26 protein-coding genes are annotated in these 26,745 nt (G+C 65.1%); 13 read left to right on the top strand and 13 right to left on the bottom strand.

The genetic code is table 11. The features are described 5' to 3' along the window. Positions 1 to 43 precede the first annotated feature (43 nt). On the top strand, positions 44 to 1,057 hold the full coding sequence (locus FBX97_RS05030; protein ID WP_141829200.1) for a diguanylate cyclase domain-containing protein: 1,014 nt from the start codon (positions 44 to 46) through the stop codon (positions 1,055 to 1,057). A 191-nt stretch (positions 1,058 to 1,248) separates the two neighbouring features. On the opposite strand, the gene FBX97_RS05025 is transcribed toward FBX97_RS05030, so the two are convergent. Further along, complete coding sequence (locus FBX97_RS05025; RefSeq protein WP_255517300.1) at positions 1,249 to 1,695, bottom strand: hypothetical protein; 447 nt, start codon at positions 1,693 to 1,695, stop codon at positions 1,249 to 1,251. Between the two features lie 262 nt (positions 1,696 to 1,957). Here FBX97_RS05025 and FBX97_RS05020 point away from each other — a divergent pair, with 262 nt between their 5' ends. Beyond that, complete coding sequence (locus tag FBX97_RS05020) at positions 1,958 to 3,574, top strand: response regulator (RefSeq protein ID WP_141829198.1); 1,617 nt, start codon at positions 1,958 to 1,960, stop codon at positions 3,572 to 3,574. A 72-nt stretch (positions 3,575 to 3,646) separates the two neighbouring features. Here the strand turns inward: FBX97_RS05020 and FBX97_RS05015 are convergent, their stop codons facing one another. After that, a complete protein-coding gene (locus FBX97_RS05015; RefSeq protein WP_141829196.1) occupies positions 3,647 to 4,141 on the bottom strand; it encodes a hemerythrin domain-containing protein in 495 nt (164 codons plus the stop codon). Positions 4,142 to 4,301: 160 nt separating this feature from the next. Between FBX97_RS05015 and FBX97_RS05010 the strand changes: the two genes are divergently transcribed. Next, positions 4,302 to 5,033, top strand: coding sequence for a sensor histidine kinase (locus FBX97_RS05010; protein WP_141829195.1), 732 nt, complete (start codon positions 4,302 to 4,304; stop codon positions 5,031 to 5,033). Positions 5,034 to 5,091: 58 nt separating this feature from the next. Here the strand turns inward: FBX97_RS05010 and FBX97_RS05005 are convergent, their stop codons facing one another. Next, the gene (locus FBX97_RS05005) at positions 5,092 to 6,399 is read right to left on the bottom strand and encodes an NAD(P)/FAD-dependent oxidoreductase (RefSeq protein WP_141829193.1); all 1,308 of its coding nucleotides are present in this window, start codon (positions 6,397 to 6,399) and stop codon (positions 5,092 to 5,094) included. Positions 6,400 to 6,506: 107 nt separating this feature from the next. After that, on the bottom strand, positions 6,507 to 7,085 hold the full coding sequence (locus FBX97_RS05000) for a hypothetical protein (RefSeq protein WP_141829191.1): 579 nt from the start codon (positions 7,083 to 7,085) through the stop codon (positions 6,507 to 6,509). A gap of 168 nt (positions 7,086 to 7,253) precedes the next feature. Between FBX97_RS05000 and FBX97_RS29955 the strand changes: the two genes are divergently transcribed. Together FBX97_RS29955 and FBX97_RS04995 are read left to right on the top strand one after the other, a co-directional pair. Then, positions 7,254 to 7,382 carry a hypothetical protein gene (locus FBX97_RS29955; RefSeq protein ID WP_255517299.1) on the top strand — a complete coding sequence of 43 codons (129 nt, stop codon included), beginning with the start codon at positions 7,254 to 7,256 and terminating at the stop codon, positions 7,380 to 7,382. Positions 7,383 to 7,492: 110 nt separating this feature from the next. Next, the gene (locus FBX97_RS04995; protein ID WP_141830911.1) at positions 7,493 to 8,746 is read left to right on the top strand and encodes a DEAD/DEAH box helicase; all 1,254 of its coding nucleotides are present in this window, start codon (positions 7,493 to 7,495) and stop codon (positions 8,744 to 8,746) included. A gap of 16 nt (positions 8,747 to 8,762) precedes the next feature. On the opposite strand, the gene FBX97_RS04990 is transcribed toward FBX97_RS04995, so the two are convergent. Continuing rightward, positions 8,763 to 9,590 carry a hypothetical protein gene (locus FBX97_RS04990; protein ID WP_255517298.1) on the bottom strand — a complete coding sequence of 276 codons (828 nt, stop codon included), beginning with the start codon at positions 9,588 to 9,590 and terminating at the stop codon, positions 8,763 to 8,765. A gap of 369 nt (positions 9,591 to 9,959) precedes the next feature. Between FBX97_RS04990 and FBX97_RS04985 the strand changes: the two genes are divergently transcribed. After that, positions 9,960 to 10,361 carry a hypothetical protein gene (locus FBX97_RS04985; RefSeq protein WP_141829189.1) on the top strand — a complete coding sequence of 134 codons (402 nt, stop codon included), beginning with the start codon at positions 9,960 to 9,962 and terminating at the stop codon, positions 10,359 to 10,361. 38 nt (positions 10,362 to 10,399) lie between these two features. On the opposite strand, the gene mnhG is transcribed toward FBX97_RS04985, so the two are convergent. From mnhG to FBX97_RS04950, 7 genes are all read right to left on the bottom strand, one after another. Beyond that, complete coding sequence (mnhG, locus tag FBX97_RS04980; RefSeq protein WP_141829187.1) at positions 10,400 to 10,777, bottom strand: monovalent cation/H(+) antiporter subunit G; 378 nt, start codon at positions 10,775 to 10,777, stop codon at positions 10,400 to 10,402. Further along, complete coding sequence (locus FBX97_RS04975) at positions 10,774 to 11,052, bottom strand: K+/H+ antiporter subunit F (RefSeq protein WP_141829185.1); 279 nt, start codon at positions 11,050 to 11,052, stop codon at positions 10,774 to 10,776. Before FBX97_RS04975 ends, mnhG begins: the two co-directional genes overlap by 4 nt. Beyond that, positions 11,036 to 11,557, bottom strand: coding sequence for a Na+/H+ antiporter subunit E (locus tag FBX97_RS04970; RefSeq protein ID WP_255517297.1), 522 nt, complete (start codon positions 11,555 to 11,557; stop codon positions 11,036 to 11,038). Before FBX97_RS04970 ends, FBX97_RS04975 begins: the two co-directional genes overlap by 17 nt. Continuing rightward, the gene (locus tag FBX97_RS04965) at positions 11,554 to 13,158 is read right to left on the bottom strand and encodes a monovalent cation/H+ antiporter subunit D (protein ID WP_141829183.1); all 1,605 of its coding nucleotides are present in this window, start codon (positions 13,156 to 13,158) and stop codon (positions 11,554 to 11,556) included. Before FBX97_RS04965 ends, FBX97_RS04970 begins: the two co-directional genes overlap by 4 nt. Then, positions 13,155 to 13,499, bottom strand: a complete 345-nt coding sequence (locus FBX97_RS04960; protein ID WP_141829181.1) for a Na+/H+ antiporter subunit C — start codon at positions 13,497 to 13,499, stop codon at positions 13,155 to 13,157. The genes FBX97_RS04965 and FBX97_RS04960 overlap by 4 nt, the downstream gene beginning before the upstream one ends. After that, positions 13,499 to 16,417 (bottom strand): monovalent cation/H+ antiporter subunit A, encoded by a 2,919-nt coding sequence (locus FBX97_RS04955; protein WP_141829179.1) that lies wholly within the window; start codon positions 16,415 to 16,417, stop codon positions 13,499 to 13,501. Before FBX97_RS04955 ends, FBX97_RS04960 begins: the two co-directional genes overlap by 1 nt. 129 nt (positions 16,418 to 16,546) lie before the next feature. After that, positions 16,547 to 19,237 carry a GNAT family N-acetyltransferase gene (locus FBX97_RS04950; RefSeq protein WP_141829177.1) on the bottom strand — a complete coding sequence of 897 codons (2,691 nt, stop codon included), beginning with the start codon at positions 19,235 to 19,237 and terminating at the stop codon, positions 16,547 to 16,549. A gap of 89 nt (positions 19,238 to 19,326) precedes the next feature. Between FBX97_RS04950 and FBX97_RS04945 the strand changes: the two genes are divergently transcribed. Further along, positions 19,327 to 20,283 carry a cation diffusion facilitator family transporter gene (locus FBX97_RS04945; RefSeq protein ID WP_141829176.1) on the top strand — a complete coding sequence of 319 codons (957 nt, stop codon included), beginning with the start codon at positions 19,327 to 19,329 and terminating at the stop codon, positions 20,281 to 20,283. Positions 20,284 to 20,383: 100 nt separating this feature from the next. On the opposite strand, the gene FBX97_RS04940 is transcribed toward FBX97_RS04945, so the two are convergent. Next, positions 20,384 to 21,616: a hypothetical protein gene (locus tag FBX97_RS04940; RefSeq protein ID WP_141829174.1), complete on the bottom strand. Its 1,233-nt coding sequence runs from the start codon at positions 21,614 to 21,616 to the stop codon at positions 20,384 to 20,386. A 168-nt stretch (positions 21,617 to 21,784) separates the two neighbouring features. On the opposite strand from FBX97_RS04940, the gene FBX97_RS04935 reads away from it, so the two are divergent. The 6 genes from FBX97_RS04935 (at position 21,785) to FBX97_RS04910 (ending at position 26,723) form a co-directional block, all read left to right on the top strand. Then, complete coding sequence (locus FBX97_RS04935) at positions 21,785 to 22,717, top strand: M48 family metalloprotease (RefSeq protein WP_141829172.1); 933 nt, start codon at positions 21,785 to 21,787, stop codon at positions 22,715 to 22,717. Positions 22,718 to 22,912: 195 nt separating this feature from the next. Beyond that, positions 22,913 to 23,542 carry an SMI1/KNR4 family protein gene (locus FBX97_RS04930; RefSeq protein WP_141829170.1) on the top strand — a complete coding sequence of 210 codons (630 nt, stop codon included), beginning with the start codon at positions 22,913 to 22,915 and terminating at the stop codon, positions 23,540 to 23,542. A gap of 299 nt (positions 23,543 to 23,841) precedes the next feature. Further along, positions 23,842 to 24,174, top strand: a complete 333-nt coding sequence (locus FBX97_RS04925) for a DUF4844 domain-containing protein (RefSeq protein ID WP_141829168.1) — start codon at positions 23,842 to 23,844, stop codon at positions 24,172 to 24,174. A 318-nt stretch (positions 24,175 to 24,492) separates the two neighbouring features. Continuing rightward, on the top strand, positions 24,493 to 25,647 hold the full coding sequence (locus FBX97_RS04920) for an NAD(P)/FAD-dependent oxidoreductase (RefSeq protein WP_141829166.1): 1,155 nt from the start codon (positions 24,493 to 24,495) through the stop codon (positions 25,645 to 25,647). A 123-nt stretch (positions 25,648 to 25,770) separates the two neighbouring features. After that, the gene (locus FBX97_RS04915; RefSeq protein ID WP_141829165.1) at positions 25,771 to 26,151 is read left to right on the top strand and encodes a hypothetical protein; all 381 of its coding nucleotides are present in this window, start codon (positions 25,771 to 25,773) and stop codon (positions 26,149 to 26,151) included. Between the two features lie 149 nt (positions 26,152 to 26,300). Then, positions 26,301 to 26,723 carry a hypothetical protein gene (locus tag FBX97_RS04910; protein ID WP_141829163.1) on the top strand — a complete coding sequence of 141 codons (423 nt, stop codon included), beginning with the start codon at positions 26,301 to 26,303 and terminating at the stop codon, positions 26,721 to 26,723. The last annotated feature ends 22 nt before the right edge of the window (positions 26,724 to 26,745 follow it).

Raw genomic sequence — 26,745 nt, 5'->3', positions numbered from 1 at the left:
TAAGATATTGAACGATGCCGACCTTGATTTCACGAGAGTACGCATGCCGAGCCGACAAGACATTTTAAACGCCAAAATCCTGGTGGTGGACGATTCGCCGGACAATATCGAATTGATGGAAGAGATATTGCGGGAGGAAGGCTACGCCGACGTAAGTTCCACGATGCTGCCGGAACAGGTCTGTCCGCTGCACCGGGAGCATAATTACGACCTGATCCTGCTGGACCTGCAGATGCCGGGCCTGAACGGGTTCCAGGTCATGAAGGGTCTGAAGGAAATTGAACAGGGTGGTTACCTGCCCGTTCTGGCCCTGACCGCCCAGCCCAGTTTCAAGATCGCCGCACTCGAAGCCGGTGCGCGCGATTTCATCAGCAAGCCGTTTGACTTGCTGGAAGTGCACAAGCGCATCCATAACATGCTCGAAGTGCGCCTGCTGTATAAAGAGCTCGCCCAGTACAGCCGCGCCCAGCAGGAACTGGCACTGCATGACGCCCTCACCGGCCTGCCGAACCGCCGCCTGCTGGAAGACCGCATCGAAACCGCGCTGCAGCACGCCAACCGCAACCACCACAAGGCAGCGGTGATGTACCTGGACCTGGACGGGTTCAAGGCCATCAACGATACCTATGGCCACGCTTATGGCGACGAGATCCTGAAACTGGTGTCGCAGCGCCTGCTGGCCAATTCGCGCAAGGAAGACACGGTATCGCGTCTGGGCGGCGATGAATTCATGGTCGTGCTCGGCGATGTGCACAGCCTGGCCGATGCGCAGGGACCGGCCGCCAAGCTGGTCGAGGCCTTGTCCGAGCCCTACTTCATCAACGACCTGACGCTGCAGCTGTCGACCAGTATCGGCATCAGCATGTACCCGGACGATGCCGAAACGGTATCCGAGCTGATCAGCATTGCGGATTACGCACTGTACGAAGCCAAGCGCGCCGGCAAGAACCGCTTCTGCGCCAACGGCAGCGCTGCGCGCCAGGCCGCCCAGGCAGTCAAGCCGCCCCTGCCGACGCCGTCGACGGTGGCGCCGGCGGAGCTGGCCCAGCATCGCTGACCCGGTTGGCGTTCGGCCCGACTATGCAAAAATGCCCACTTTGAGTGGGCATTTTTATGGGAGCAATGTAAGGAAATGTTTTGCCAGGCAGCGCCGGAAACGGGCTATATTAAGATAAGCCTGCTTGACAGCGGCAAGCAAAACGGGCGCAGCCAATGCGGGCTGCGCCCGTCGGGATGCAACGCGCGGAATCAGGCTTCGCCGGCCTTGCGCTCGCCGCCCGGTCCAAGGGCGCGGGCGCCAATGGTTTCTTCATTGTGCGCTTCGATTGCCGTGGCATGCTGGTGGTCGGTGCTGGCATCGACTTTTTCCGGCGCCACTTCGATGCGGGTGATGCCGGAGTCCACGGACAAGGGATCGCTTGCCGGGAAGGTCATTTCGACTGCCTCGTCGAGCAGGGTTTCCTTGGCAACCGATTCAGCCGGTTCGGCTTCGGCGCTGGCCATGGTGCGGATGGCGCGGGCCCACTTGACGACCTTGAGTTCAGCCAGGTCGCCGATGCTGGTGATGCCGAAGGCATCGCGCAGGGCCTGCGCCTGTTGCGGGGTGACGCCGCGCAGCGCGGTGACCGGCTCGCTGACGAGCTCTCGGAAGCATTTGTCGTGATGGGTGTCGTTTACGATGATTTGAATATTCATGTCTGTCCTTTCAAGTTGGCGCCTGTCCGTCCATAAACACGGTTGAATCAGACACGTTGCCAATATCGCACAAGGGCATGCGGCACGTATGTGCGGCACCGAACCATGGCCCGGGGAGCCTGCGCACGATTGAACTTTTGCGTCTTGACATCGTGTTATCATGATCAATTGCAACACTTCTTGTGAAAAAATTTTTCGCGACTGCAAGCTCTGTTATTCTCCGGGGTTTGCGAAACCTGTCCTGTAGCCCAGTACATAAGCCGTGTCTCACTCCGACAAACCGAAGATTCTCGTCGTCAACGACGATCCCGCCAGCTTGTTGGCACTGACCAGCCTGCTCGAACAATGGGCGGACGAAAGCAATTACGAAGTGTTGTCGGCGAGGTCGGGCCAGGACGCCTTGCGCCAGGTCCTGCGGAACGATTTCGCAGTGATCCTGCTGGACGTCAACATGCCCGGCATGGACGGCTTCGAGACCGCCGAAGCGATCCACCAGCGGCCGCGCTCGGCCGACATTCCGATCATCTTCGTCACCGCCTTCCTGGCCGATGAAATCGACCGCCTCAAGGCGTACCAGCGCGGCGCCGCCGACTTCATGTTCACCCCGGTCATACCGCAGGTGCTGCGCGCCAAGGTGCAGGTGTTCGTGGCGCTGGCCATGAAGAACGAGCAGCTCAAGCGACAGGCCGAAAAACTGTCACAGCGCACCACCGAGCTGACCGCCACCAATAAACGCCTGGTGCGCGAGATGGAAGAACGGCGCGCCGCCGAAGCCAAGAGCAGCGCCAAGGACGAATTCCTGGCAATGCTGGGCCACGAGCTGCGCAATCCGCTGTCGGCCATCAGCAGCGCCTCGTCGCTGCTGGGCATGCCCGGCGTCGGCGCCGAATCGAGCGGCCGGGCGCGCATGATCATCCAGCGCCAGACCCAGCACCTGTCGCGCATCGTCGACGACCTGCTCGATTTGTCGCGCGCGATGTCCGGCAAGATCCTGCTGTCGCGCAAGCGGCTCGACCTGGCAACCCTGGTCGCGGCCTGCCTGGACACCTTCCGCGCCACCGGGCGCACCGCCGGCTACACCATCAGCACCGACCTGCAGCCGGGCTGGGTCGATGGCGACTCCACGCGCCTGGAACAGATCGCCACCAACCTGATCGACAACGCCCTGAAATACACGCCGAGCGGCGGCAAGATCGACATCGGCATCGGCGCCGAGGGTGGCGACATCGTGCTGACGGTGCGCGATTCGGGCGTCGGCATCGCTCCCGACCTGCTGCCGCACGTGTTCGACGTGTTCGTCCAGGGCGCGATCTCGATCGACCGCTCGCAGGGCGGCCTCGGGATCGGCCTATCGCTGGTACGGCGCCTGGTCGAGCTGCACGGCGGCGCGGTCAGCGCCAGCAGCGAAGGCAACAGCAGCGGCAGTACCTTCCAGATCCGCCTGCCACGCGCGGATGCGGAGGCGATGCATGAGGAACCTGCAGGCAGCGCCACTACCGGCGGCCAGCAAACCATCCTGCTGATCGAAGACAATGACGATGGCCGCGAGATGATGGCAACCATGCTCGAATCCTTCGGCTACCCGGTATTCCAGGCGCGCGACGGCCTTGAAGGCGTGCGCATCGCCGGCGACAAGATGCCCGACGTGGCACTGGTCGACATCGGCCTGCCCGGGATCGACGGCTATGAAGTGGCGCGCCGCCTGCGCGCCGAGCCGCAGACGCGCGAGATCAGGCTGATCGCCCTCACCGGCTACGGACTGGCCGAAGACCAGCAGCGGGTGCTGGATGCGGGCTTCGACCTGCATCTGGTGAAGCCGGTGGAGCTGGAGGCGCTGCTGGAGCAGCTGGCGGAGCCGGCAGGTCACGCGGCCAGTTAGTCGACCCCATAAAGACGTCGCCCCTGCGAAGGCAGGGGCGACGTGGCTATAAGTTCAGCCCGTATTCCAGGCTTACAGCGTAGCCAGAATCTCCTGCTTGCGCTGCGCCATCTCCTGGCCCAGCTGGATCATGTCCAGGCCCGATTTCCTGGCCTTCTCGAACATTTCCTCTTCCTCTTCCTTGACGTGGTGCTCGATCTGCTCGCTCAGCACTTTCACCTTGGCGTCGTACAGGTCGTCGTCCGGATTCATTTCCTGCAGCTGCTGGATCAGGTCCTTGGCCGAAGCGTGCTCGACCACTGCTTCGTCGACCATGTCTTCGTCCTTGACCGCTTCGCGCACGGCCGGGTAGAAGATTTCTTCTTCGATCGTGGTGTGGGCGATCAGGGCGTTACAGATTTTTTCGGTCAGCTTGGCCTTGGTGGCCTTGGCGCGGTCGCTCAGGTTCTCGAACTGCTCGAACATGTCCGACACTTCGCGGTGGTCGGCGGTCAGCAGGGCGATGGCGTCCTGGGCGCCGGGCATGCCGCCCTGGGTGCTGACGGATTGGGTCGATTTCGCGGTCATGATATTCCCTTTCAGTTGGATGGCTGCTGAGCAGCCTGAGCCTCCAGCATCGCCCCAAACGCCCCGCTAGACTGTACGGCAACACACACTGTCAACTTCATGCGCGCCATCGGTGGCCAAGCTGTTGTATCATCCATGGAAACATAAATTGATTGCATTTATGAAAGTTCCAGCACAACAACAGGATGAGCAGGACGTCGCGCACGTTCCGGCCCAGGATAGCGCCGGCGGCGCCGATACCGGCCGCGCTGCCGAACTGGCCGAATTGCTCGGCCACATGACCACTTGCTGGGATGAGGAAAGGCGCTTGCTGGCGCGCCGCCTGCACGACAGCCTGGGTTCCTCGATGACGGCGCTGACCATGCACCTGGCCCTGCTGTCCCAGCATCTGCCGGAGACGCAGCGCGACCGCGCCACGCAGATGAAGACCCTGCTCAACAACATCATCGAAACCAACCGCAAGATGCAGCTCACGCTCTGGAACGACAAGCTCGAGTTCCTGGGGCCGAAGGCGGCGATCGCGGAACTGGTGTCGGAATGGGGCCTCGCGCACAACATCAAGGCACGCGCCAGCCTGCCCGACGAAGACCCCGAGTATTCACGTCCCCAGGGCGTGGCCCTGCTGCGCGCCGCCGAGGAAGGCTTGCGCAACGTGCTGGCCCATGCCCAGGCGAGCGAAGTCGACGTGATCCTGGACGACGATGGCGACCAGGCGATGCTGACGGTGCGCGACAACGGCATCGGGCCGGGCGATGCAGCCGCCGCGTCGATGCACTGCCATGGCCTGCGCCTGCTGCGCGAACGGGCGCGCCAGCTGGGCGGGACGCTGACGATCCGGCCGGGGCCGGAGGGTGGGACGGCGTTGACGCTGGTGCTGCCCCATACAGCGTAAAACACGCGCCCCTGCGAAGGCAGGGGCGACGCTCACCTGCCGGTGAGCGTGGGTACGGTCAGTGCAGCTTGACCAGGGGCGTCGTCCTGCGAATCAGGAAGCGCGCCAGTGCCATCGTCCCGGTCCGTACCGAGCCCAGGATCGCCTTGTGGTGCAGCAGGTGCAGGCTCAGGTACATCATGCGCGCCATGAAGCCCTCGACGAACCAGCTCAAGCCGTGCAGCGAACCCATCAGGCTGCCGACGGTAGTCTGGTGGCCGATCGACACCAGCGAGCCATAGTCGCGGTAGACGTAGGGGTTCTTTTGCGGCGGATAACCGCTGGCCATGTTCATGAAGGTCTTGACCAGGAAATCGGCCTGCTGGTGCGCGGCCTGGGCGCGCGGCGGGACCGGCTTGCCCTTGCCGTCGATGCAGGCGGCGCAATCGCCCAGCGCATACACGCCGGGCACACCCTTCACCTGCAAGTGACCGTCGACTTCGATCTGCCCGCCCTTGTTGGTCGGCAGGCCGAGCGCGGAGAGGAATTCGGGTGCGCGGATGCCGGCCGCCCACACGCACATGTCGGCCGGATACACGTGGCCGGCGCTGTCGCTGACCTGGTATTTCTCGATCGCGGTGACGCGGCAATCGGTCACCACCCGGATCGCGCGCTGCTCGAGCAGGCGCAGGGCTGCGCCCGAGACTTTTTCCGGCAGCGGCGCCAGGATGCGCGGCGCCCCTTCCAGCAGCGTGATGCGGACGTCGCGCCGAACCTGCAGGTTCTTGAAACCGTAGGCCGCATAGACGCTGGACGCTTCGCGCAGCTCGGCCGCCAGCTCGACGCCGGTGGCACCGCCGCCGATGATGACGATGTCCAGCCCGCTGCGGCCGTCGCCTCCCGGTTCCTTGCTGCGCTCGGCCTGGGCCAGCAGGCGCAGCAGGCGCAGGCGGAAGCGCTCGGCATCCTCGGTGGCATTCAGGGAAATGGTGTTTTCGCGGGCGCCGGGGACGCCGAAATAATTCGAGGTGCTGCCGACCGACATCACCAGCGAACCGTATTCGATGGAACGCTCGGGCAGCACTTCCTCGCCGTCGCTGGGCGAGGTCACCGGGGCCACGGTGAGGCGCTTGGCGCCCGCATCGAGCGCGGTCATTTCGCCATACACGAAGGTGAAACCGCGGTCATGGGCCAGCATCTGGTAGGACAGGCCCTCCTGGTGGATGTCCAGCGTGCCCGCCGCCACTTCGTGCAGCGACGGTTTCCAGACATGGTATAGGCGGCTGTCCACCAGAATCACCTTCTCCGGCCCCAGTTTCCGTCCCAGTTTGCAGGCCAGCTCCAGCCCGCCCGCACCACCACCCACGATCACAATTTCACTTCGCAAACCAACCTCCCAAAATAACGCCCACCATCCACAACGAGGATGGCCGGGCCGGACAGGGTCAGTTTACTACGCCGTGCGGAAAACCGGTTGGCACCGCTGTCCTTGCATCAGCGGCCGTGACCGCCACCGTGGCCACCACCATGGTCGCCGCCATGCCCACCACCATGACCGCCGCCATGGCCGCCGCCGTGATCACCGCCACGGCCACCACCGTGTCCGCCGCCGTGGCCGCGGTCATGGTCCCAGCCGCGCCCGCGGTCTTCCCAGTGGCCGCCATGGCCGCCGCCATGGCCGCGATACTCGACCACGCGCGGACCCGGGCCGCCGTAATAGCCGTGACGAGGGCCGTGATGGTAGTCGCGGTAGCGCGGCACATAGGTGTTGGTATACCACTCGTCGCGCACGAACAGCACCGGACGGCCGCAGGCATCGTAGCGCCCGCAGAAGCGGCGCCAGTTGTGGCGGTGGCCGGGGGGCACGCGCAGGTAGATCGGCGCTGCGGCGTAATGCGGACGCGGGGCGATGATCACCGGCTGCGGCGCGTACAGCATCGGCTGCGGCACAAAGTCGCCCATCACCACCTGGCCATAGAAACCGGGCTGGCCGACGCTGATGCTGACATTGGTCTGGGCCAGGGCCGGGAAAGCGGCGGCGCACAGCGCCGCGCCGAAGATGAATGATTTCATGGGTCACCTCGTCAAGAATGTGTGAAGTTTAGCAAATGAAATATTGCATTCCATACCTTGCAACACATACTTACACACTGTTCTGGCTACAGAGCAACAACTATTCCGCCGTCCGCCGTGCGCCGGGGTTTCACCGCCAGGGCTAGGATAGGCGCCATGGAGGTGAACATGAAGACACTACGCTGGAGTGTGCTCGCCATGGCGTGCCTGCTGCTCGGTGCCTGCCAGGACCGGCGCGACCCGGTCAAGCCGACCACGGCCGCACCGGTCGCCAACCCTGCCGCCGCATCCGCTTGAGGCGCGCGCAGGCCGTCATATTTCCCGCCGGGTGAGCGGGCCGGATGCCTGTTGCCCGGCGCGACCGGTTACACTGTCGCCTTTTCCACCTGTCGCAAGACCCGATGCCCATGTCGTTTGCCTCGCTCGGCCTGATCGACCCGATCATCCGCACCCTCGCCTCGCTGTCCTACACCGCGCCCACCGCCGTCCAGTCAGAGGCGATCCCTGCCGTGCTGGCCGGACGCGACGTGATGGCGGCCGCCCAGACCGGCACCGGCAAGACCGCCGGCTTTGCCCTGCCCCTGCTGCAGCGCCTGGTGCTCGAAGGCCAGGCGGCCAGCAACAGCACGCGCAGCCTGGTGCTGGTGCCGACCCGCGAACTGGCCGAGCAGGTACACGACAGCTTCAAGGCCTACGGCGCCAGCCTGCCGCTGCGTACGATGGTCGCCTACGGCGGCGTCAGCATCAACCCGCAGATGATGCGCCTGCGCAAAGGCGTCGACGTGCTGGTGGCCACGCCCGGCCGCCTGCTCGACCTGGTCAACCAGAACGCGCTGCGCCTGAACGGGGTACAGACCCTGGTGCTGGACGAAGCCGACCGCATGCTGGATCTCGGCTTCTCGCGCGACATCGACAAGGTGCTGGCCCTGCTGCCCAGGCAGCGCCAGACCCTGCTGTTCTCGGCCACCTTCTCCGACGCCATCCGCACGCTCGCCGACAGACTGCTGCGCGATCCGGTCAGCATCGAAGCGTCGCCGCGCAACACCACGGTCAAGGCGATCAAGCAGTGGATCGTCCCGGTCGACAAGAAACGCAAGCCCGAACTGTTCCTGCACCTGCTGAAGAAACACGGCTGGCGCCAGGTGCTGGCCTTCGTAAAAACCCGCAAGGGCGTCGATCAGCTGGTCGACCTGCTGGCCGCCAGGGGCATCGACGCCGACTCGATCCACGGCGACAAGCCGCAGCCGGCACGCCTGCGCGCGCTGGAGCGCTTCAAGGCCGGTGAAGTGCGGGTGCTGGTGGCCACCGACGTCGCCGCGCGCGGCCTCGACATCGAAGAGCTGCCGGTGGTGGTCAACGTCGACCTGCCGATCGTGGCCGAGGACTACGTCCACCGCACCGGCCGCACCGGCCGCGCCGGCGCCTCTGGCGAAGCGGTGTCGCTGGTGTGCGCCGACGAGGTGCAGCAGCTGGCGGCCATCGAAATGCTGACGAAGCAGCCCCTGCAGCGCAAGGACGAAGACGGCTTCGAGCCCGAGCACCGGGTGCCGCAGACGAATGCCGCCGGGCAGATCGTCAAGAAGCCGAAGAAACCCAAAAAGGGCAAGCTGGCGCAGGGCGATGCCAAGGTGGTGCAGGAAGACGTGCGCTTCCGCAGATAACCGGTTCCGGATCGGTTCAGCGCCGGGCGATGACCTCGCCCAGCGACTTCGCCTCCGGCGCGTGATGCTGCATCGCCCATCCGGCGCCGGTCACAACCAGCGTCGTCAGCACGAACGGGATGATGGTGCGCCTCACGGCCGAGCGCATCCAGTGCCGCACATCGAGCACCCGCAGCCGCCGGTACAGGCCGGCCGCCAGCAGCGCATCCACCAGGATCTCGGCAAACAGCACGGGCGCCGACCAGACCACGAACAGGGACGACAGGACGATGCCCAGGGCCAGCAGGATCACGGCGAGCGGAATCGCCCCTTCGTCGGCCTGGCCGATGGCGTCGAGCGGCTTTTCCACGATCGCCTCGAAACCGCCGCCCTCTTCCGATCCGAAGTCGACATTGGCGCTGGCGCCGCCGCCGTCGAAGGTGCCGCCACCGCCTGCGACCGGCTCAGCGTGACCGCCGGACGCGTTGCCGCCCGAGCCGCCGGCGCCAACCCCATCGCTTTCGAATCCATCCGCCGACAGGCGGTCGACGTAGTCCGCTGCGCTGGTGCGCAACCACAGCCATAACAGCGACAGGAAGACGATATACGCAAGGCCCATCGCCAGCAGGTAGCGCAAGGCCATCGTTTCGATCCCGGCCGCCAGCATGCCGGCCGAGGCACCGAAGCCTGCCAGGCCGGTCAGCGACACCAGGATGAACATCTGCACGCGCGGAAAACCTTCGCGCAGCAGCCGGGCACGCATGCGCTGCACGGCCACGGCGCGCGTGAGGCGGCGCCGGCGGACACGCGGACCCGTTGCCGATTGCGTTTCGCGAGCAGAGGTGCTCGAGGGTTGCCGGTTCATCGTCAGCTGTCCTCCATTGGTCTATTCAACGCAAGCGCGGCGTTGCGCCACACCAGCGCCAGCCTTCCAAGGTGCACCACATGCAGGTCCGAGGCAACTTGCCTTGTTGTGGCCAAGACCGGCGATCCTGCTCAGCATAGCATGTTACCAACGTGAAACAAGACGATATGTTGCCGGTTGCTCGGCCGACACGCTCCACGCAGCGTCACATTTGCACGATCTCGCCTGCCGGAACCTCCTTAAGAAGGCACTCCCAATGCAGCGCAAATATTTTTCCCTTAGATGGAATTTTATATTGCTACATAGTAGTAGTTAACGATACATTGTCGTCGAAACCCGTTCCAACAATTCACGCAGGAGGATGTGAGCATGACGTTCCAGGTCTTGAACCGTGAACACTTGTATAAGTGCTGCATTGCCGTTGTCGCCTCGTACGGCGCTTTGATCACGGCGAGTGCCGATGAAGCGAGACCAGTAACAGACGTAGCGACGCCCAGCGCACAGTTTGCCGATATGCGAGGACAGTATGAATTCGCGGGTGGACGCTTGCTGACGATAACGGGAGGCGCGTACAAGATCCGCGCCCAGCTCGACGGGCGTCCCGAAGTGGCGATGGTGCGCGTCGGCGCATCGACGCTACAGGCGGCAGACCAAAGTTTTACCCTGACCTTCGAGCAGCACGACAATGGGACGATCACCAGGGTCGACCTTGAAGAAAGGCCTGGCGAGAAGGTCGATGCACGACCCGGTTCCGCAAACCCGGCCGGTTAACGTACCGGCATACGGCCAGGATGCAGGCGGGGCAGGCGTTATGACTCCTCGCCACCGATGCGGTACACCTCCCCCGCGGTCGCCCCGCTCTCCCCCTTGCGTGCCCGCAGGTCGCGGTACACCGCCGCCCGCATGATCAGCATCGACACCACCGGCGCCGTCGCCAGCAGGAAGGCGCCGATGATCACCTCGTGCACTACCGGCCGCGATTGCGCCGCCGTGAACACCACCATCGACGCCAGCAGCACGCCGCCGGCACCGAGCGTGATCGTGATCGCCGGGCCGTGGATGCGCTGGTAAAAGGTGCGCAGGCGCAGCAGGCCGAGGGCGCCGATCAGGACGACGGTGGCGCCGAGCGCCAGCAGCAATGCGGCGGCCAGCGCCGCCCACGATGGCAGGTCGGCAGCGGTCGTCATTCGATGATCTCCCCGCGCATCAGGAACTTGGTCATGGCGACCGTCGAGACGAAGCCGACCAGCGCGATCAGCATCGCCGCTTCGAAGAAGATCTGCGAGCCGGAGCGGATGCCGAGCACCAGCGCCAGCACCATGCCGCACATCCACAGGGTATCCAGCGCCAGCACGCGGTCGTGGGCCGACGGCCCCACCAGCAGGCGCACGGTGCACAGCAGCATGGCACCCAGCACGCAGGCCAGCGCATAGTTGATCGAGAGCTCAAGCAGGGTCGCCACGCGCGGCCTCCGTTTCGAAAATGTTGATCAGGGGCCGCTCGTAGCGGGTCTGGATGGTGTCGATCCACCACTGCGCGTCCTGCAGGTCGAACACGTGCAGCACCAGTTCGTGCCCCTCGGGCAGGATCTCGACCCAGACCGTGCCGGGCGTCATGTTGATCAGGCAGGACAGCACCGCCAGGCCGTAGGGGTCGCGGATGGTCAGGGGCACCCGGATGAACTGCGAATTCACCTTCGCGTAGTCGGCAAACAGGATGATGCGGCTGACGTTGAAGCAGGAGCGCACCACTTCCACGGATGCCATCGCCAGCAGCCGCGCCAGCTGCAGCGGCGCGCGCAGGCGCGGGTAGCCGAGCGGTTGCAGCCTGCGGCCCAGCAGCGGCGCCGCAATGCCGACCAGCGCGCCGAGCAGCACGTGCGCCGGCTCGATGCTCTGGTTCAGCAGCAGCCACAGGATGCACAGGCCGAGCGAGACCAGCGGGAACGGCAGCCAGCGTGTCATCATGGCAGCTCCACGGCGGCGGAAGCCGAAACAGGCGAAGGCACCGCGGGATGCCCCAGCACGCGCTCGATGTAGTCGGCGGGCCGGTGGATGCCTTCGCTGGCGCGGCCCAGGTAGCCGAAGATCGGTCCCGCCTCGACCGTCATGAAGCCGGACAGCGCCAGCAGGAACACCACCGGCACCACCTCGGAACGGTGCAGCCTGGGCGGCGCCGCCCTGGTAGCCCAGAAGGTGCGCACGCCGAAGCGCAGCATCGCCATCACCGCCACCAGGCCCGAGCCCAGCACCAGCGCCATCAGCGCCCAGGCGGTGCCGGGGATGTTGCCCCCGGAGGGATTCAGCAGCGCATGGAACATGCCGAACTTGGCGACGAAGCCGGACAGCGGCGGCAGGCCGGCAATCATCAGCGTACAGGCGGCGAAGGCCAGCGCCAGGAAGGCCAGCGCCGCCGGCACACCCTGCCCGAGCGGCTCTTCCGGCTTGTCCTCGACCGCGTAGGCTTCCATCGTCACCGCCAGGATCGCCGCCCCCGGGGTGCGGATACGCTCGATCAGTTCGACCAGCAGCAGGAAGGCGGCGATCGCCAGCGTCGAGCCGACCAGGTAGTACAGCCCGGCCGTGACCAGCGAAGCCTGGCCGTAGCCGATCACCGCCAGCAGCGTGCCCGAGGACACGATCGCGCCGTAGCCCGCCATGCGGCCGGCGCTGCCGGTGGAGAGCATGCCGGCGGCGCCGAACAGAATGGTGGCCGCCCCACCCCACAGCAGCGCATCGTAGCTCCAGCCGCCCGGAAACCACAGCAGCCACAGGCGCAGGATGGCGTAGGTGCCGACCTTGGTCATCAGCACCAGCATCGCCGCCACCGGGGGCGAGGCGGCGGCATAGGTGGTCGGCAGCCAGAAGCCGAGCGGCCACATCGCGCTCTTGATCAGGAAGGCCAGCGCCAGCACGCTGGCGCCGATCTGCACCAGGCCGAGTTCGGGCGCGGCCAGCCGGGCGATCCGCGCCGCCAGGTCGGCCATGTTGAGGGTGCCGGTGGCGGCGTAGATCAACGCCGCCCCGAGCAGGAACAGCAGCGAAGCCGCCAGGTTGACGGCGATGTACTGCATGCCGGCGCGCAGGCGTTCGGCGTTGTACCCGTGCAGCAGCAAGCCGTAGGACGAAGCCAGCATCACCTCGAAGAACACGAACAGGTTGAACAGGTCGTGCGTCAGGAAAGCGCCGTTGATGCCCATCAGCAGGAACTGGAACAGCGTGTGGAAGTGGACCCCGATGCGGCCCCAGCGCTGCTGCGCGAACAGCAGCGCGGCCAGCGCCAGCAGCGCGGTCAGGAGCAGCATCATCGCCGCCAGGCGGTCGGCCACCAGCGCGATGCCGAACGGCGCCGCCCAATTGGCCGCCAGGTAGACGCCGATGCCGCCCTGCCAGTAGCCGCCGTCGGTCATTGCCACCAGCACCAGCGCGGTGGCCAGCATGCCCAGCACGGACAGGTAGCCGAGCGCCAGCTTGAGGCGGTGCCAGCCCTGGGTCAGCGGCGCCAGGGCGGCACCGCACAGCAGCGGCAGCAGCACCGGCACCAATATCAGCTGGTCGAGCGCCCTCATGCTTCGGGCTCCCGGCCGTCGACGTGGTCGGTACCAGTCAGGCCGCGCGCGCCGATCATTACCACCAGGTACAGCGCGGTGGTGGCGAAGCCGATCACGATGGCGGTCAGCACCAGCGCCTGCGGCAGCGGATCGGCCAGCGCGGCCGGATCGACCGGTGTACCAGCAGGTGTCAACGGCGGCTTGTCGACCCACAGCCGGCCCATGGCGAAGATGAACAGGTTGACGGCATAAGACATCAGCATCAGCCCGGCCAGCACCTGGAAGCTGCGCGGGCGCAGCACCAGCCAGATGCCGGCGGCGAACACGATCCCGATCGCGAGGGAAAGGACGGCTTCCATTACAGGATCTCCTTGGTCGGCGGCAGCGCCGACGGCAACGCCGCGCGTGCGGCGGCGACCGGCATCCGGTGGCTGCGCAGCGACTGGTGCGCCAGCGCCACCAGGATCAGCATGGTGGCGCCGACCACCACCAGGAACACGCCGAGGTCGAACACGAAGGCGCTCGGCACGTGGATCTCGCCCAGCAGCGGCAGCGCCAGGTGCGCCGTGTGGCTGGTCAGGAAGGGATAGCCGAGCAGCCAGGCACCGAGGCCGGTGCCGCACGCCGTGGCGAGGCCCCAGGCGATCCAGCGGTGCGGGCGCAGGCGCAGGTGGTCTTCGACCCAGTCGGTGCCGGCCACCATGTACTGCACGATCAGCGCGGTGGCGAAGATCAGGCCGGCGACGAAGCCGCCGCCCGGCATGTTATGTCCGCGCATGAAGAAATAGACGGCGATGACGCCCATCACCGGCAGCAGGAAGCGCATGTACACGCCGGCTACCAGCAGGTAGCCTCCGTTCGCCTGCCCCGCCGGCGACTGACGGACGGCCGGATCGACGTCGCTGGCCTGCTGCAAAGGAATCGGGACGCTCTCGCGCGCCGGGCGGAAGCGCCGCAGCAGCGCGTACACGGTCAGCGCGACCGCGCCCAGCACGGTGATCTCGCCCATCGTGTCGAAGCCGCGGAAGTCGACCAGCAGCACGTTGACGACGTTGGCGCCGCCGCCTTCCGGCAGCGCGCGCAGGCTATAGAAATCGCTGATGGTGTCGACCGCCGGCCGGGTCAGCACGGTATAGCTGACGGCGGCCAGCCCGAGGCCGCCGGCCGCCGCCAGCAGCAGGTCGCGCGTGCGGCGCCACCGGGTGCTCGCGGGCGCCGGGCCCGACAGCGCCCGCGGCCGCGCGCGCGGCGGCAGCCAGCGCAGCCCGAGCAGGATCAGTACCGTGGTGACGGTTTCTACCATCAGCTGGGTCAGCGCCAGGTCCGGCGCCGACAGCCACAGGAAGGTGATGCTGGTAACGACGCCGGTGCCGCCGACCAGCGCCAGCGCGGCCAGCCGGTGATATTTGGCCTTGACCGCCGCCGCCACCGCACTGCCGGCGCCGATCAGCCACAGCGCCGCGAACGGCAGGTCGACGCCGCCCGGGACGAAGGCCGGCAGGCCGGGCAGCGGCGCCGCCAGCAGCAGCGGCGCCAGCACCAGCAGGGCGACGATGGCGCGGAACTGCGGCTGCAGGCGGCGGGTGCCGGTCCAGCGCATCAGGGTGTCGGCCGCCACGCCCAGCGCCAGCATGCAGGTCTCGTAGGCTTGCGCACCCTTCAGGCGGTGCAGCACCGGGACCTTGCTGCGGTCGCGCAGGTTGGCACGGCGGCGCAGGAAGATATAGAAGACCAGGCCGCCGGCCAGCGCCCCGGCGCTCATCGCCAGCGGCAGGTTGAGGCCGTGCCAGATCGCCAGGTCGTACTCGGGCATGCGCACGCCGAGGATGGCGTGGGCCGCTACCGCCAGCACGTCGCCCACCGTGCGCTGCGGCAGCACGCCGACTGCGATGCACAGCACCACCAGGCATTCGACCGGGAAGCGCATCCAGCGCGGCGGCTCGTGCACCGGGTGGTCGATGTCCGCCGCCAGCGGTCCGAAGAACACGCTGATGAAGCGCAGCGAATAGGCCACGCTGAAGATGCCCATCAGGGTCGCCGCCACCGCCATCGACCAGTCTTCGGTGCCGCCCACCAGCGCCGCCTCGGCAAAGAACATCTCCTTCGACAGGAAGCCGTTCAGCAGCGGCACCCCGGCCATGGCGGCGCTGGCGACGATGGCCAGCGCCGCCGTGCGCGGCATCGCCCGGCGCAGGCCGCGCAGGACGCGCATGTCGCGGGTGCCGGTCTCGTGGTCGACGATGCCGACCGCCATGAACAGCGAGGCCTTGAACACCGCGTGGTTCATGGTGTGGAACACGGCCGCGACCACCGACAGCGGCGTGCCGATGCCGAGCAGCACCGTGATCAGGCCGAGGTGGCTGATAGTCGAATACGCCAGCAAGCCCTTCATGTCGTACTGGAAGATGGCGAAGAAGGAACCGATCAGCATGGTGCAGACGCCGGCGCCGCCGATGATCCAGGTCCATTCCGGGGTCCCGGACAGCACCGGCCACAGGCGCATCAGCAGGAAGATGCCGGCCTTGACCATGGTTGCCGAGTGCAGGTAGCTCGAGACCGGGGTCGGCGCCGCCATCGCATGCGGCAGCCAGAAGTGGAACGGGAACTGCGCGCTCTTGGTCAGCGCGCCCAGGGCGATCAGGATCAGCGCCGGCAGGTACAGCGGGTCCTGCTGGATCCGCCCGGCCGCCGCCAGCACCACGTCGAGGTCGTAGCTGCCGGCGATGTGACCGAGGATCAGCATCCCGGCCAGCAGGCACAGGCCGCCGGCCGTGGTCACCGTGAAGGCCATGCGGGCGCCGCGGCGCGCATCGTTGCGCTCCTGCCAGTAACCGATCAGCAGGAACGAGGCCAGGCTGGTCAGCTCCCAGAACACCACCAGCTGGATCAGGTTCCCGGACAGGACCACGCCCAGCATCGCCCCCATGAAGGCCAGCATGTAGGCGAAGAAGCGCGCCACCGGGTCGCGCCGCGACATGTAGTAGCGCGCGTACAGCAGCACCAGCAGGCCGATGCCGAGCACCATGACCGTGAACAGCCAGGCCAGTCCGTCCATGCGCCAGACGATCTCGAGGCCGAATTGGGGCAGCCAGGCGAAGCGCTCGCTCACGACCTCGCCGGCGCGGATATGGCCGAACTCGGCGATGGCCAGCGCCAGCGCCGCCAGCGTGGCGGCGCCCGCCACCGCCGCCGGCCGCAGGCGCGAGCCGGACGGCATGCACACGGCGAGGAAGGCGCCGCAAAAGGCCAGGATGGGGATGAACGGAAGCGTCGACATCAAGACGGGGCCGGTCCTGGCGGTCGCGATGGGTTGAAAGCGTCGGGCATGCCAGTCAAAGTCAATTGGGTTAAATGTTGTTATTTTACTGGCAATATCTCGCCGACGGCCACGCGTTACTCCAGGGCATCATCGCAGGTGCAGCCAGAACTTGCGCACGCCCTCTTCCTCGTCTACCGGCCCGACCGTGAATCCAAGCTTCTTGACCAGCCCGATCACCGGCGCATTCTGCGGCAACGCCTCGCCCACGATCTCGCGCGTACCGCGTGCGCGGCAGTACGCAATCAGCTTGTTCATCAGCATCACGCCCAGCCCCTTGCCCTTCAGGTCGGAGCGCACCGTGACCGCGAATTCGGCGCTGAGGTTGTCCGGATCCGCCACCACCCGGCCCACGGCCAGGGTCTCGTCGATGCCCTCGGCGTTGGGACGGGTGGCGATGAAGGCCATCTCGCGGTCGTAGTCGATCTGGGTGAAGCGCGCCAGCTGGGCCGGCTGCAGCTCGCGCACGCGCACGAACATGCGGTAGCGCACGTCGTCGGGCGTCAGCGCATTGAAAAAAGCGATGTGGGCCTGGCCATCCTCGGGACGGATCGGACGCAGCAGGATCTGCCCGCCGTCCCAGTCCACGGTCTCCTCCAGCTCGGCCGGATAGGGGCGGATCGCCAGGCGGTCGAGCGTGCTGCGGGCCGGGTTGCCCGCGCGGTCGGCCATGGCGATGCGCATGCGCGCATCCAGCACCACGGCCCCGCGGCTGTCGGCCAGCAGCGGGTTGATGTCGAGTTCGACGATTTCCGGCACTTCGGCCACCAGCCGCGCCACCTGCACCAGCACCGCGGCAATCGCGTCCATGTCGGCCGCCGGGTGATTCCGGTAGCCGGCCAGCTGGCGCGCCACCCGGGTGCGGTCGATCAGGTCGCGCGCCAGCACCGTGTTCAGCGGCGGCAGCGCCACCGCGTGGTCGCCCGCGACCTCGACCGCCAGGCCACCCTGGCCGAACAGGATCACCGGCCCGAACACCGGGTCGGTGGCGGCGCCGGCGATCAGCTCGTGGGCCTCGGGATTCCTGGCCATCTCCTGCACGATGAAGCCGTCCAGGCGCGCATCCGGCCGCAGCTCCGCCAGCCGGCGCCGCATGCGCTCGGTAGCGGCGCGCACCGCTTCCGGCGAGTCGAGGTCGAGCGTGACGCCGCCGACGTCGGATTTCTGGGCGATGTCCGGCGACAGGATCTTGACCGCCACCGGAAAGCCGAGCACCGAGGCTGCCCGCACCGCCTCCTCGGGCGTGGCGGCGGACAGCGTCGGCACGGTCGGGATGCCGTAGGCGTCCAGGATCGCCTTGGTCTCGGGGTCGGACAGCAAGTAGTGGCCGCGCGCAAGCGCCGTGCGCACCAGGGCGCGCGCGCGTTCGCGGTCCGGCTCGCCGTCGCCGCTTGATACCGGCACTTGCATCAGCAGGGTCTGGTTGCGCCGGTAGTCGACGATCTGCAGGAAGCCGTTCACCGCTTCCTCGGGCGTGCGGTAGGCCGGCATCCCGGCCTCGGCCGCGATGGTGCGCGCCGCCACCACCGATTGCCCGCCCAGCCAGCAGGCCAGCAGGTTGCGCGACGAGGACTTGGCCAGCGGCGCCAGCGCGCGCGCCACGTCGGCCGGATCGACCACGGCATTCGGCGCGTGCACGATCAGCACGGCGTTGGCTTCCGGGTCCTTCAGCAGCACCTCGACCGCGTCGCGGTAGCGCTCGGGCGGGGCGTCGCCGCGCAGGTTGAGCTCACCGCTGCCGCTCCATTCGGGCACCAGCTCGCGCAGGCGGCGCACGGTGTCTTCGCTCAGCCTCGCCGCCAGGCCGCCGCCGTACTGCAGCGCGTCCTGGGCCAGCAGCACCGGGCCGGCGCCATTGCCGAGGATGGCCAGGCGCTCGCCGTACAGCGGCTTGGCGCGCGCCAGCGTCTCGACCGCGGCGAACAATTGGCCGGTGGTGTAGGCGCGCAGCATGCCGGCGCGGCGGATCGCGGCGTCGTAGACATCGTCCGGGCGCGCCAGCACGCCCGACAGGCAGGCCGCGGCGGTCGCGGATTCGATCGAGCGGCCGGCCTTCAGCATCAGCGTCGGCTTGCTGCGCGCCGCCGCCCGCGCCGCCGACATGAACTTGCGCGCATAGCGCAGGCTCTCCACGTGCAGCAGGATGGCGCCGGTGCCGGGATCGCTGGCCAGGTAATCGAGCACGTCGCCGAAGTCGACGTCGGCCGACTCGCCCAGCGACATGAAGCTGGAAAAGCCGATGCCGCGGGTGCGCGCCCAGTCCAGCACCCCGGTCATCATGGCGCCGGATTCGGAGACAAAGGCGATCCGCCCGGAGGCCGCGCCGCCGGCCGCGATGCTGGCGTTCAGGCCGATGCCGGGCGCCAGCAGGCCGGAGCTGTTGGGACCGAGGATGCGCAACAGATAAGGATTGGCGGCGTCCAGCATCGCCTGCTTGAGCGAGCGGCCGCGCAGGTCGCGCGCGCTGGACAGGCCGGCCGTCATCACGACCGCGGCGCGGGTGCCGAGTTCGCCCAGCGCGCGCACGATGGCGGGCACCGTGGCCGGCGGGGTGCAAATAATGGCCAGCTCCGGCGCCTGCGGCAGATCAGCGACGTCGGCCCAGACGCGGTGGCCGCCGAGGGTCTCGTATTTCGGATTGACCGGGTACAGCGTGCCCTTGAAGCCGCCCTCCAGCAGGTTGCGCCAGACCGTGGCGCCGACGCTGCCGGGACGCTCGGAGGCGCCGACCAGGGCCACCGATTTCGGCGCAAGCAGTTGTCGCAGGTTCCGTACGCTCATCCAGAGACTCCTTAGGGCCGCACCCAGCCGTGCAGGGGCTATCGTAGCAAATTGGCTACACTGGCCGCCACATATATCAAGCACAAGGCATGAAAATGACGGAAAGCAAGGACGAAGAGACCGGCGAAAAGAGCGGCTCGAAGACAGTGATTTACGCGGCGATCGCCTCCAACCTCGGCATCGCCGCCGCCAAGTTCGTGGTGGCCGCCATCACCGGCAGCGCCGCGATGGCCGCCGAAGGCATCCACTCGGCGGTCGACACCGGCAACGAATTCCTGCTGCTGATCGGCGAGCACACCAGCGCCAAGCCGGCCGACGCCAAGCATCCCTTCGGCTATGGCAAGACCTTGTATTTCTGGGCGCTGATCGTGGCGCTGAGCGTGTTCTCGCTGGGCGGCGGCCTCTCCATCTACCACGGCATCGAGGCGCTGCGCCACCCGGAGCCGCTGCAGGACCCGATGTGGAACTACGTCGTGCTGGGCGTCTCGGCGCTGTTCGAAGGCTACAGCTGGAACGTGTCGCGGCGCGAACTGAACAAGGTGCGCAAACCCGGCACCTCGCTGTGGCAGGCGGTCCACGCCAGCAAGGATGCATCCGTGTTCACCGTGTTCATCGAGGATTCGGCGGCGCTGATCGGCCTTGCCATCGCGGCGCTCGGCATCTTCCTCGGCCACCTGTTCGACAACCCCTATTTCGACCCGGCCGCGTCGGTGCTGATCGGCCTGCTGCTGGTGGGCGCCGCCTTCACGCTGGCGCGCGAGACCGGCGGCCTGCTGGTCGGCGAAAGCATCGGCCCCGAGGCCACGCGCCGCGTGCGCGCCATCTTCGACAACGATCCCGACATCCAGACCGTCAGCAAGCTGATGTCGATGCAGCTCGGCCCCGACGAGGTGCTGCTGACCGCGGCCGTGCAATTCAAGCGCGGCATGCGCATCGACGAGGTCGAGGGGGCGATCGCGCGCCTGGAAAAGGCGGTGTCGGACGTGTATCCGCAGATCCAGCACATCTACTTCGAATCGGGGGCGTTGCGTTCGGCGATGCACTAGGGTCGCTGGATCCAAGCATCGGATCGTCCAGGATCGATACATCGCTTTCGTCGGCGCGCGTGTTCGCTAATGAAAGCTGGCCTTTGATAGCGCAGTGACCCTAGGCATCCGCGGCGGTGGACGGCGACAGCATCGCCGTCGCCGTGGCGGCGTCGATGATCCCGTCCGCATACCCGACATGCGCCAATTGCCACTTCAGCGCAGCCAGCATCGTCTGCTGATCCATGCGGTTCGCTGGCGCCGCGATGCCAAGACTGCGGCGCAGCTCCCTGACGTGTTCGCCGGACGAACCGAACCGTATTGTCGGTGCCATGGGCGGCGACGTTTCGTCGGCCGCTAGCCTTGCTTCCGCACCCGTCAGCAGCATGTACAGGAAAATCCTGCCGTCGTCCGGCGTCGCTCCGGATGCGAGCGCCAGGGGCGCGGCAGGCCCCAGCCCAGCGCGCTCCCGAAACGCAGCCCAGCGGCCATAAGGCGCGCGCGTCGCATTGCGGAGATAGCCACCCGGGATCACCTGGCAGCCGGCCGATGAAAAAAACGGCGGGTGCGCCGCGTTTTCCAGGATCCCCGCATGGATATTGTCGGCGACGATCAGGTTGATGGAGGTATCGTACCTGTCGACCGGCGGCAATTCGAAGATCAGATTGTTGCGATTGCGCAGGACCGGTACCGGATCGAGCTGCCGGAACGCACCGCTCTGCGGATACCTGGAGCCGGCGCGGTGCGTTCCCACTTCGTACCTGTGCAGTCCTGTCGGCAGCAAGTTGCACGGCAGTCCGCCCTGGACCATCTGGTACATGTATTCGACGTTGGGCACGGTCGAAGCACCGGCAAGCCACAGATCGTCCTGGTCGGGGCGCCACACGCCGATTACGCACCGGCTGTGAAGATGGTCCGGCGCCGTTTCGACCAGATGCACCCACGGCACGAAGCCCTCGGGCGTGCGTCCCGCGGGAGAACAGCCGCGCAGCCCGAACAGGATGCGCTCGCGCGACCGGCCCACGTCGAAGGAATTCAGCGCCGCGAGCTTGTGCAGCACCGCGCTGGTGATGCGAAACGACCCTGTCGATTGCACCGGCGCCTGTTCGACGATGTGGCGATAGTCGACACTGCGTGAACGCTCCGGCCATGCCGGCTGCGGACGCGACACCAGCGTCGACCAGCGCGCCACGGGCGCCGGTTCCTCGAACCCGGGCGGCGTCTCCTCGGCGTCCGCTTCAAACAGGGCGTCGAGATCGTCCGTGGCCGGATCGGCCTGGAAAGCGGCCCGCAACGGGCCGGCAAGGCCGGCTGCCGCGACGCCCAGGAGGAACTCCCGACGCTTCGTCGTCATGTCGATGCTCCTCATGCTGGACGCCGTACGCCAATGCGCGGCTACGAAAAGTCTAGACCCCGGCTGCCTCTCCTGCAGCGTCGGACACCTGAGGTTTGACGCAGCGTAAGGCGAAGCCCGTTTATCCGCCTAAGTTGATGCGTGCCGACAAAACAAAAGGGCAAGCCCATGCATACCTTCCATCGCGCAGAGCGCCGCAAATTCATGCGCCGCCTGGGACTGTTCTTATGGGCGGCACAATCGTTCGCGCCCACGCCGGCGCAGGCAAGGACGTTTCGTCTTTCGGGACCCGCCTGTGCCATGAATGACGACGTCCAGGCCAGGACCATCACGGCCTTTGCCTCAAGTTCCGAAGCGAAGAACGTGGTGGCGGACATCTGCAATTGTGTCGCGCTGCCCGCTAACTTCGAGATTGCCGTCACGGCCGAATCGCACGTGAACGCGTACGCAACGGTGATCGAACACCAGCGCTACATCTTCTACAACCAGGCTTTTATGGAATCCGTAGCCGACCGGCATGGGAAGAACTGGTCGGGCCTGACCGTGATGGCACACGAAGTCGGCCACCACCTGTGCGGCCATACCCTCGACAACATCGGCTCCCGGCCGCCGCGCGAGCTGGAAGCCGACAATTTCGCCGGGTTTGTCGTCGGCTCGCTCGGCGGCCGGCTGCCCGACGCCACCGCGGCATTCCGGAGCGCTTCCGAAGCGGGATCGGCCAGACACCCGCCACGGCACGAGCGGATCGCGGCCATTACCGCCGGTTGGCAGCGCGCGGCGCGCGTGCGGCAATCCAACAAGGAGCAGTTCAACCTGATCACACACAACGGCAGGCCAAACGGAACGTATGCCCGTGTCGTCTCGGAATTCGTCAACGAGGGCGCAGCATGGGTCGAGTACCAGCACGGAAGGAGCGCCTTCACGTTCACGGAAGGTGCGCGCGATCCCGAAGCGGTATACCTGTACGATCGCTCGAGGGAGGTCTGGCTCAGGATCACGACGAACAACGGGGCGGGCGTGTCGGTCGGCAGCTGGAACCGTGGCAAAGCGGACCAGCTTCCGGATACGTGGATGCCGCTTGATCCCGTGGACTGGCGATAGTACGCCAACCCGAATGTCGCGCGCCAACAAAATTCGCCACAAAAATATTGCCTGCCACAACAACCAAGGGCGACCGGCACTGCGACTTGTCCTGTGAGCAACAAGCTCTTACACTGAGCCATACCTCCGCACCGCAGTGCGCCCGCTCTCCGGGCATTTCCATTCAATCCATAGGCAAAACCCTGGATTCGTAATATGACGATTTCTACCGTAACTGAACGGCTTGCACACATTGCATCCAAGCTCCAGGCAGCCCGTGACCGGCGTTGTACGCCATTTGGTAGTGAAAGTCATGGCATGATTTGCCGCGCTCCGTTAAGTGTTCATGAAGTGAGGAAAATAGAAGAGCTTCATCAAGTGACGTTGCCAGCGGAATACCGAGCCTTTATCACCTGCATTGGTGATGGCGGTGCAGGGCCGGCGTATGGCATGCACTCACTGCGGAAAGCAAGTGTTCTTGCACGCGCGTACATTGCGGATCAATTTCTGAGCACTCCCTTTCCGCATGTGGTTGCGTACAATTCGGCAGATATCGGCGAAGCGGATTTGGACGAATTGCCAAACGATCAGGTCGAAAAGCATGAAGCGTTTGAAGCAACGGGCACGATTGCTTTATGCGACGAGGGATGCGGATACGAACATCTGCTGATCGTAAGCGGAGCAGCGAAAGGAACCATCTGGCTCGATGCGCGCGTTTCTGATGGTGGATTTCATCCTCGGGGGGTGGGGTTTCTGGATTGTACGAAAGATGGCTTGACGATACACTGCTCGGCGGAAGCGGCGTCTGGTGGGGTTAGGTTGGTATCAAAGCAGCGATCCCGTTAGGAAGCCTAATTGCCAAGCTGAGATTAGCTAACCCTTCGATGTGCTCTGACAGTTCAGGTTTAGACTTCATGCAAACGTCCGCGATGGGTCGGAAGCAGACCCTACAATACGTCTGCAATCGGCCAGAAGCGGACGGTCGTGAGTTGGGCAACCTGCGAGTTTTAAAGCTCACATGAAAAAGTACACTCATCGGAGTGGTATAGATATGAATTTTGGTAGCTGCTATGCGACGTAGATTTTTCATTTTCTCAATAGCAGCCGTAGCTGTGACCACAGCAGTCTTAGGTAGAGAATCAGACATGCCTCTTTCCATCACTAGCGAAAGGCTTGAGCAGCTCCGCAAATTGCGAGACGAACCGAAGTTTGTAGACCTCCCAGGCACTCCGGCCGAGCAGGAGCGCAAACACTTCGAGCCGTTACTGGATTCCCTTCTGGACCGTCTTATTGATGGGGTGGAACTGCATCCCAGCCGGGACTGGGTACTGGATCAAATGGACCCGTTCGTTGACGAATTCCACTTGGAAGACACCGAACTTCGAGAAAGCTGCTTAGCTTACATTGGACGCATTTTTGACATTTTGGGGGTCCCTGACGATGGCGGCGCATTTCGAAAATACATGATTTTCTGGTAAAGCTCGGTGGCGTCAAGTACGCGCGATAAAGCTATACGCTGACCGCCCGCTTCGGGTCGCAAACGGACTCTGCAGGACCACCGAAATCAGCCCAAAGCGGTCCTTGACAGAAGTGCCATGCCTACGACAAACTTCAGCCTCGAACACCGCGAAAAACGATGGTTTTACTTCGAGTGACTGCCTCGTCACGCAGCTAGCCAATCGCATATACGCCGCTTTGTACTTCTGCAAGGCAGGCCAGCGTTTCCCCCGACTTTGTCGGAATTTTTTTGAGTTCGCGCGCTTTTGTCGCGTGGGCTCAGATCGGAACGCACACGAATGGCCCACCCTGCACGCCCTCTATATTCCACACCCTCACCTATCGCCATTATCGGCGCCGGCCTGGCCGGTTTGACGCTTGCGCGTGTTTTGCACCTCAACGGCATACCATCCATCATTTACGAAGGCGAAGCGTCGTCCACAGCACGAGCTCAAGGTGGCTTACTCGATATTCACGAGTACAACGGCCAGTCAGGGCTGAAAGCAGCGGGCCTTTATGATGCGTTTCTTGCGCTTGCATTACCTGGCGAAGATGCCAAGCGTATCGTTGACAAACACGGCACCGTGTTGCTTGACAAGCCGGGCTCGGACTCTAGTACAAGGCCCGAAGTTGAGCGAGGTGCTTTGCGAAACCTTTTAATCGCTTCCCTGCCAGCCGGTGCCATCCGGTGGGGAAGCAAGCTCACACAGGCTATTCAACTTGCTAACGGGCGGCATCAATTATTGTTTGCAGATGGCTCTACGGTTGAGACGGACTTGCTCGTTGGGGCCGACGGCGCATGGTCGAGAGTACGGTCCCTGGTCTCATCCGCCACGCCACAATATAGCGGCACGTCCTTTGTCGAGAACCGCCTCTTTGATGGTCCAGTCAATCATCCCGAAAGCACGGCGGCCATTGGCCCGGGTACGTTGATAGCGGTGGCGCCAGACAGAGCGATCCTGGCGCATCACCACGCGAACGGCATGCTGCATACCTATATTGCTTTGAATAAGCCTGAATCATGGTTCGCCGCCATTGATTTCAATCGTAGAACAAACGCGCTCAACAGTATCGCAATGGAGTTTGCTGGGTGGGACGCACGGCTTCTCGCGCTGGTAACTGCAAGCGATACTGCGCCAATCGTATGGCCCATATATACGTTGCCGGTACACCATCAGTGGAAACGAATCCCTGGCGTCACGCTGGTTGGTGATGCTGCACATTTGATGTCGCCATTTGCAGGCGAAGGCGCAAACCTTGCACTGTTCGACGGTGCAGAACTCGCGCACGCGCTTTGCAATTATCCCGATGACATCGAGGCCGCATTGACGACTTACGAACTAGCGCTATTCTCACGAAGCGCGGCCGTCGCCATGGAGAGCGCGCAAAATCAGCTACGCTTCTTCAGTGACGAAGCGCCGCAAAGCGTAGTTGCGATGTTGACGAAGCGTTGACAGATATGCTCAGGGGAAAAAAGTCAGGCAGATGCCCGCAATGGGTCTTAAGCAGACGCTACAATACGTCTGTAACCGGCCAAGAGCGGACCTTCCACAGAAACGGCAGAAATGAGAAGCAAGATGACCTTTGAATACGACTTCAAGGCCTGGTTGATCGGTTCCGCCAGCACAGCAGTTCCCGCATCAGTTCGCGCCTTCTCATTCAATTTATGTGAGCTAGACGATGACGGCTCGCCTTTCGGCGTTGAGCTGATTGGCTCTTCCGAGTTTGACATCGAGGACCTCGACTGGGCCTGCGACGAAGTCTGGGCAGCGGCCCCTCGTATGCTCGAGATTCCGGTCGCGTTCTCCTCTCACTCATGGGAGTTGTGTTTAGCTAGGGTGAAGCAACTGGTGGTTGCCGCTATTGACGAGGATGACGCAGGCGAAGTATTCAAGACCAGGGAAGGAGTTGCTGTTGGGTTCGTCGACGGCGATCTTGATCTGGTGTGGCATCGCTAATTCGCGCTTCGTCCGCAATGGGTCGAAAGCCGACATTACTGAAGCTTACGTACTCCAAGGCTGTGGCTGACTTTTCATCAGTCGTCCCAACCAGACATGCTCGTGCCTGGCGGCGGAAAGCGGTGACTGGGCCGTGTTAGAATAATCGCGTGAATTTTATCCATCGCTCATTGCTCGTCTGGCTGCTGTTGCTGGCGGTGCCCTTCCAGGGCTTCGCCGCGGCAGGCATGCTGGCGCGTGGGCCATCGATGTCGATGCCGATGCACGAGCTGGCCAATGCGCACGCGACCACGCCGATGGCCAAAGGCACGGAAGAGCATGGCGGCCATTGCGCCGGCCATGCACTGCAGGCCGGCCAGCAGCACGACGCACCGCCCCAGCAGGACGGACACCACGTCGGCAAGGCCAGCGCCTGTGCCGATTGCTGCGCCGGTGCAACGATGGCGCCGGCAGTGCTGCCGGCGCTGGTACTCGCGCCGCCTCATTTCATCTCGATTCCCTTCCGCGCCGGCCACGTGCCGAGCGTCGACCCCGCGCTGCCCGAGCGCCCGCCCCGGACCGCCCTCGCCTGACTCCGCGCGCCGCCGCCTTTGG

The sequence above is a fragment of the Herbaspirillum sp. SJZ107 genome, assembly GCF_006715485.1.
In the GTDB taxonomy this organism is placed as follows: domain Bacteria; phylum Pseudomonadota; class Gammaproteobacteria; order Burkholderiales; family Burkholderiaceae_D; genus Telluria.
The sequence above is the reverse complement of the archived record's forward strand: the minus strand, read 5'-3'. Positions and strand labels throughout refer to the sequence as shown.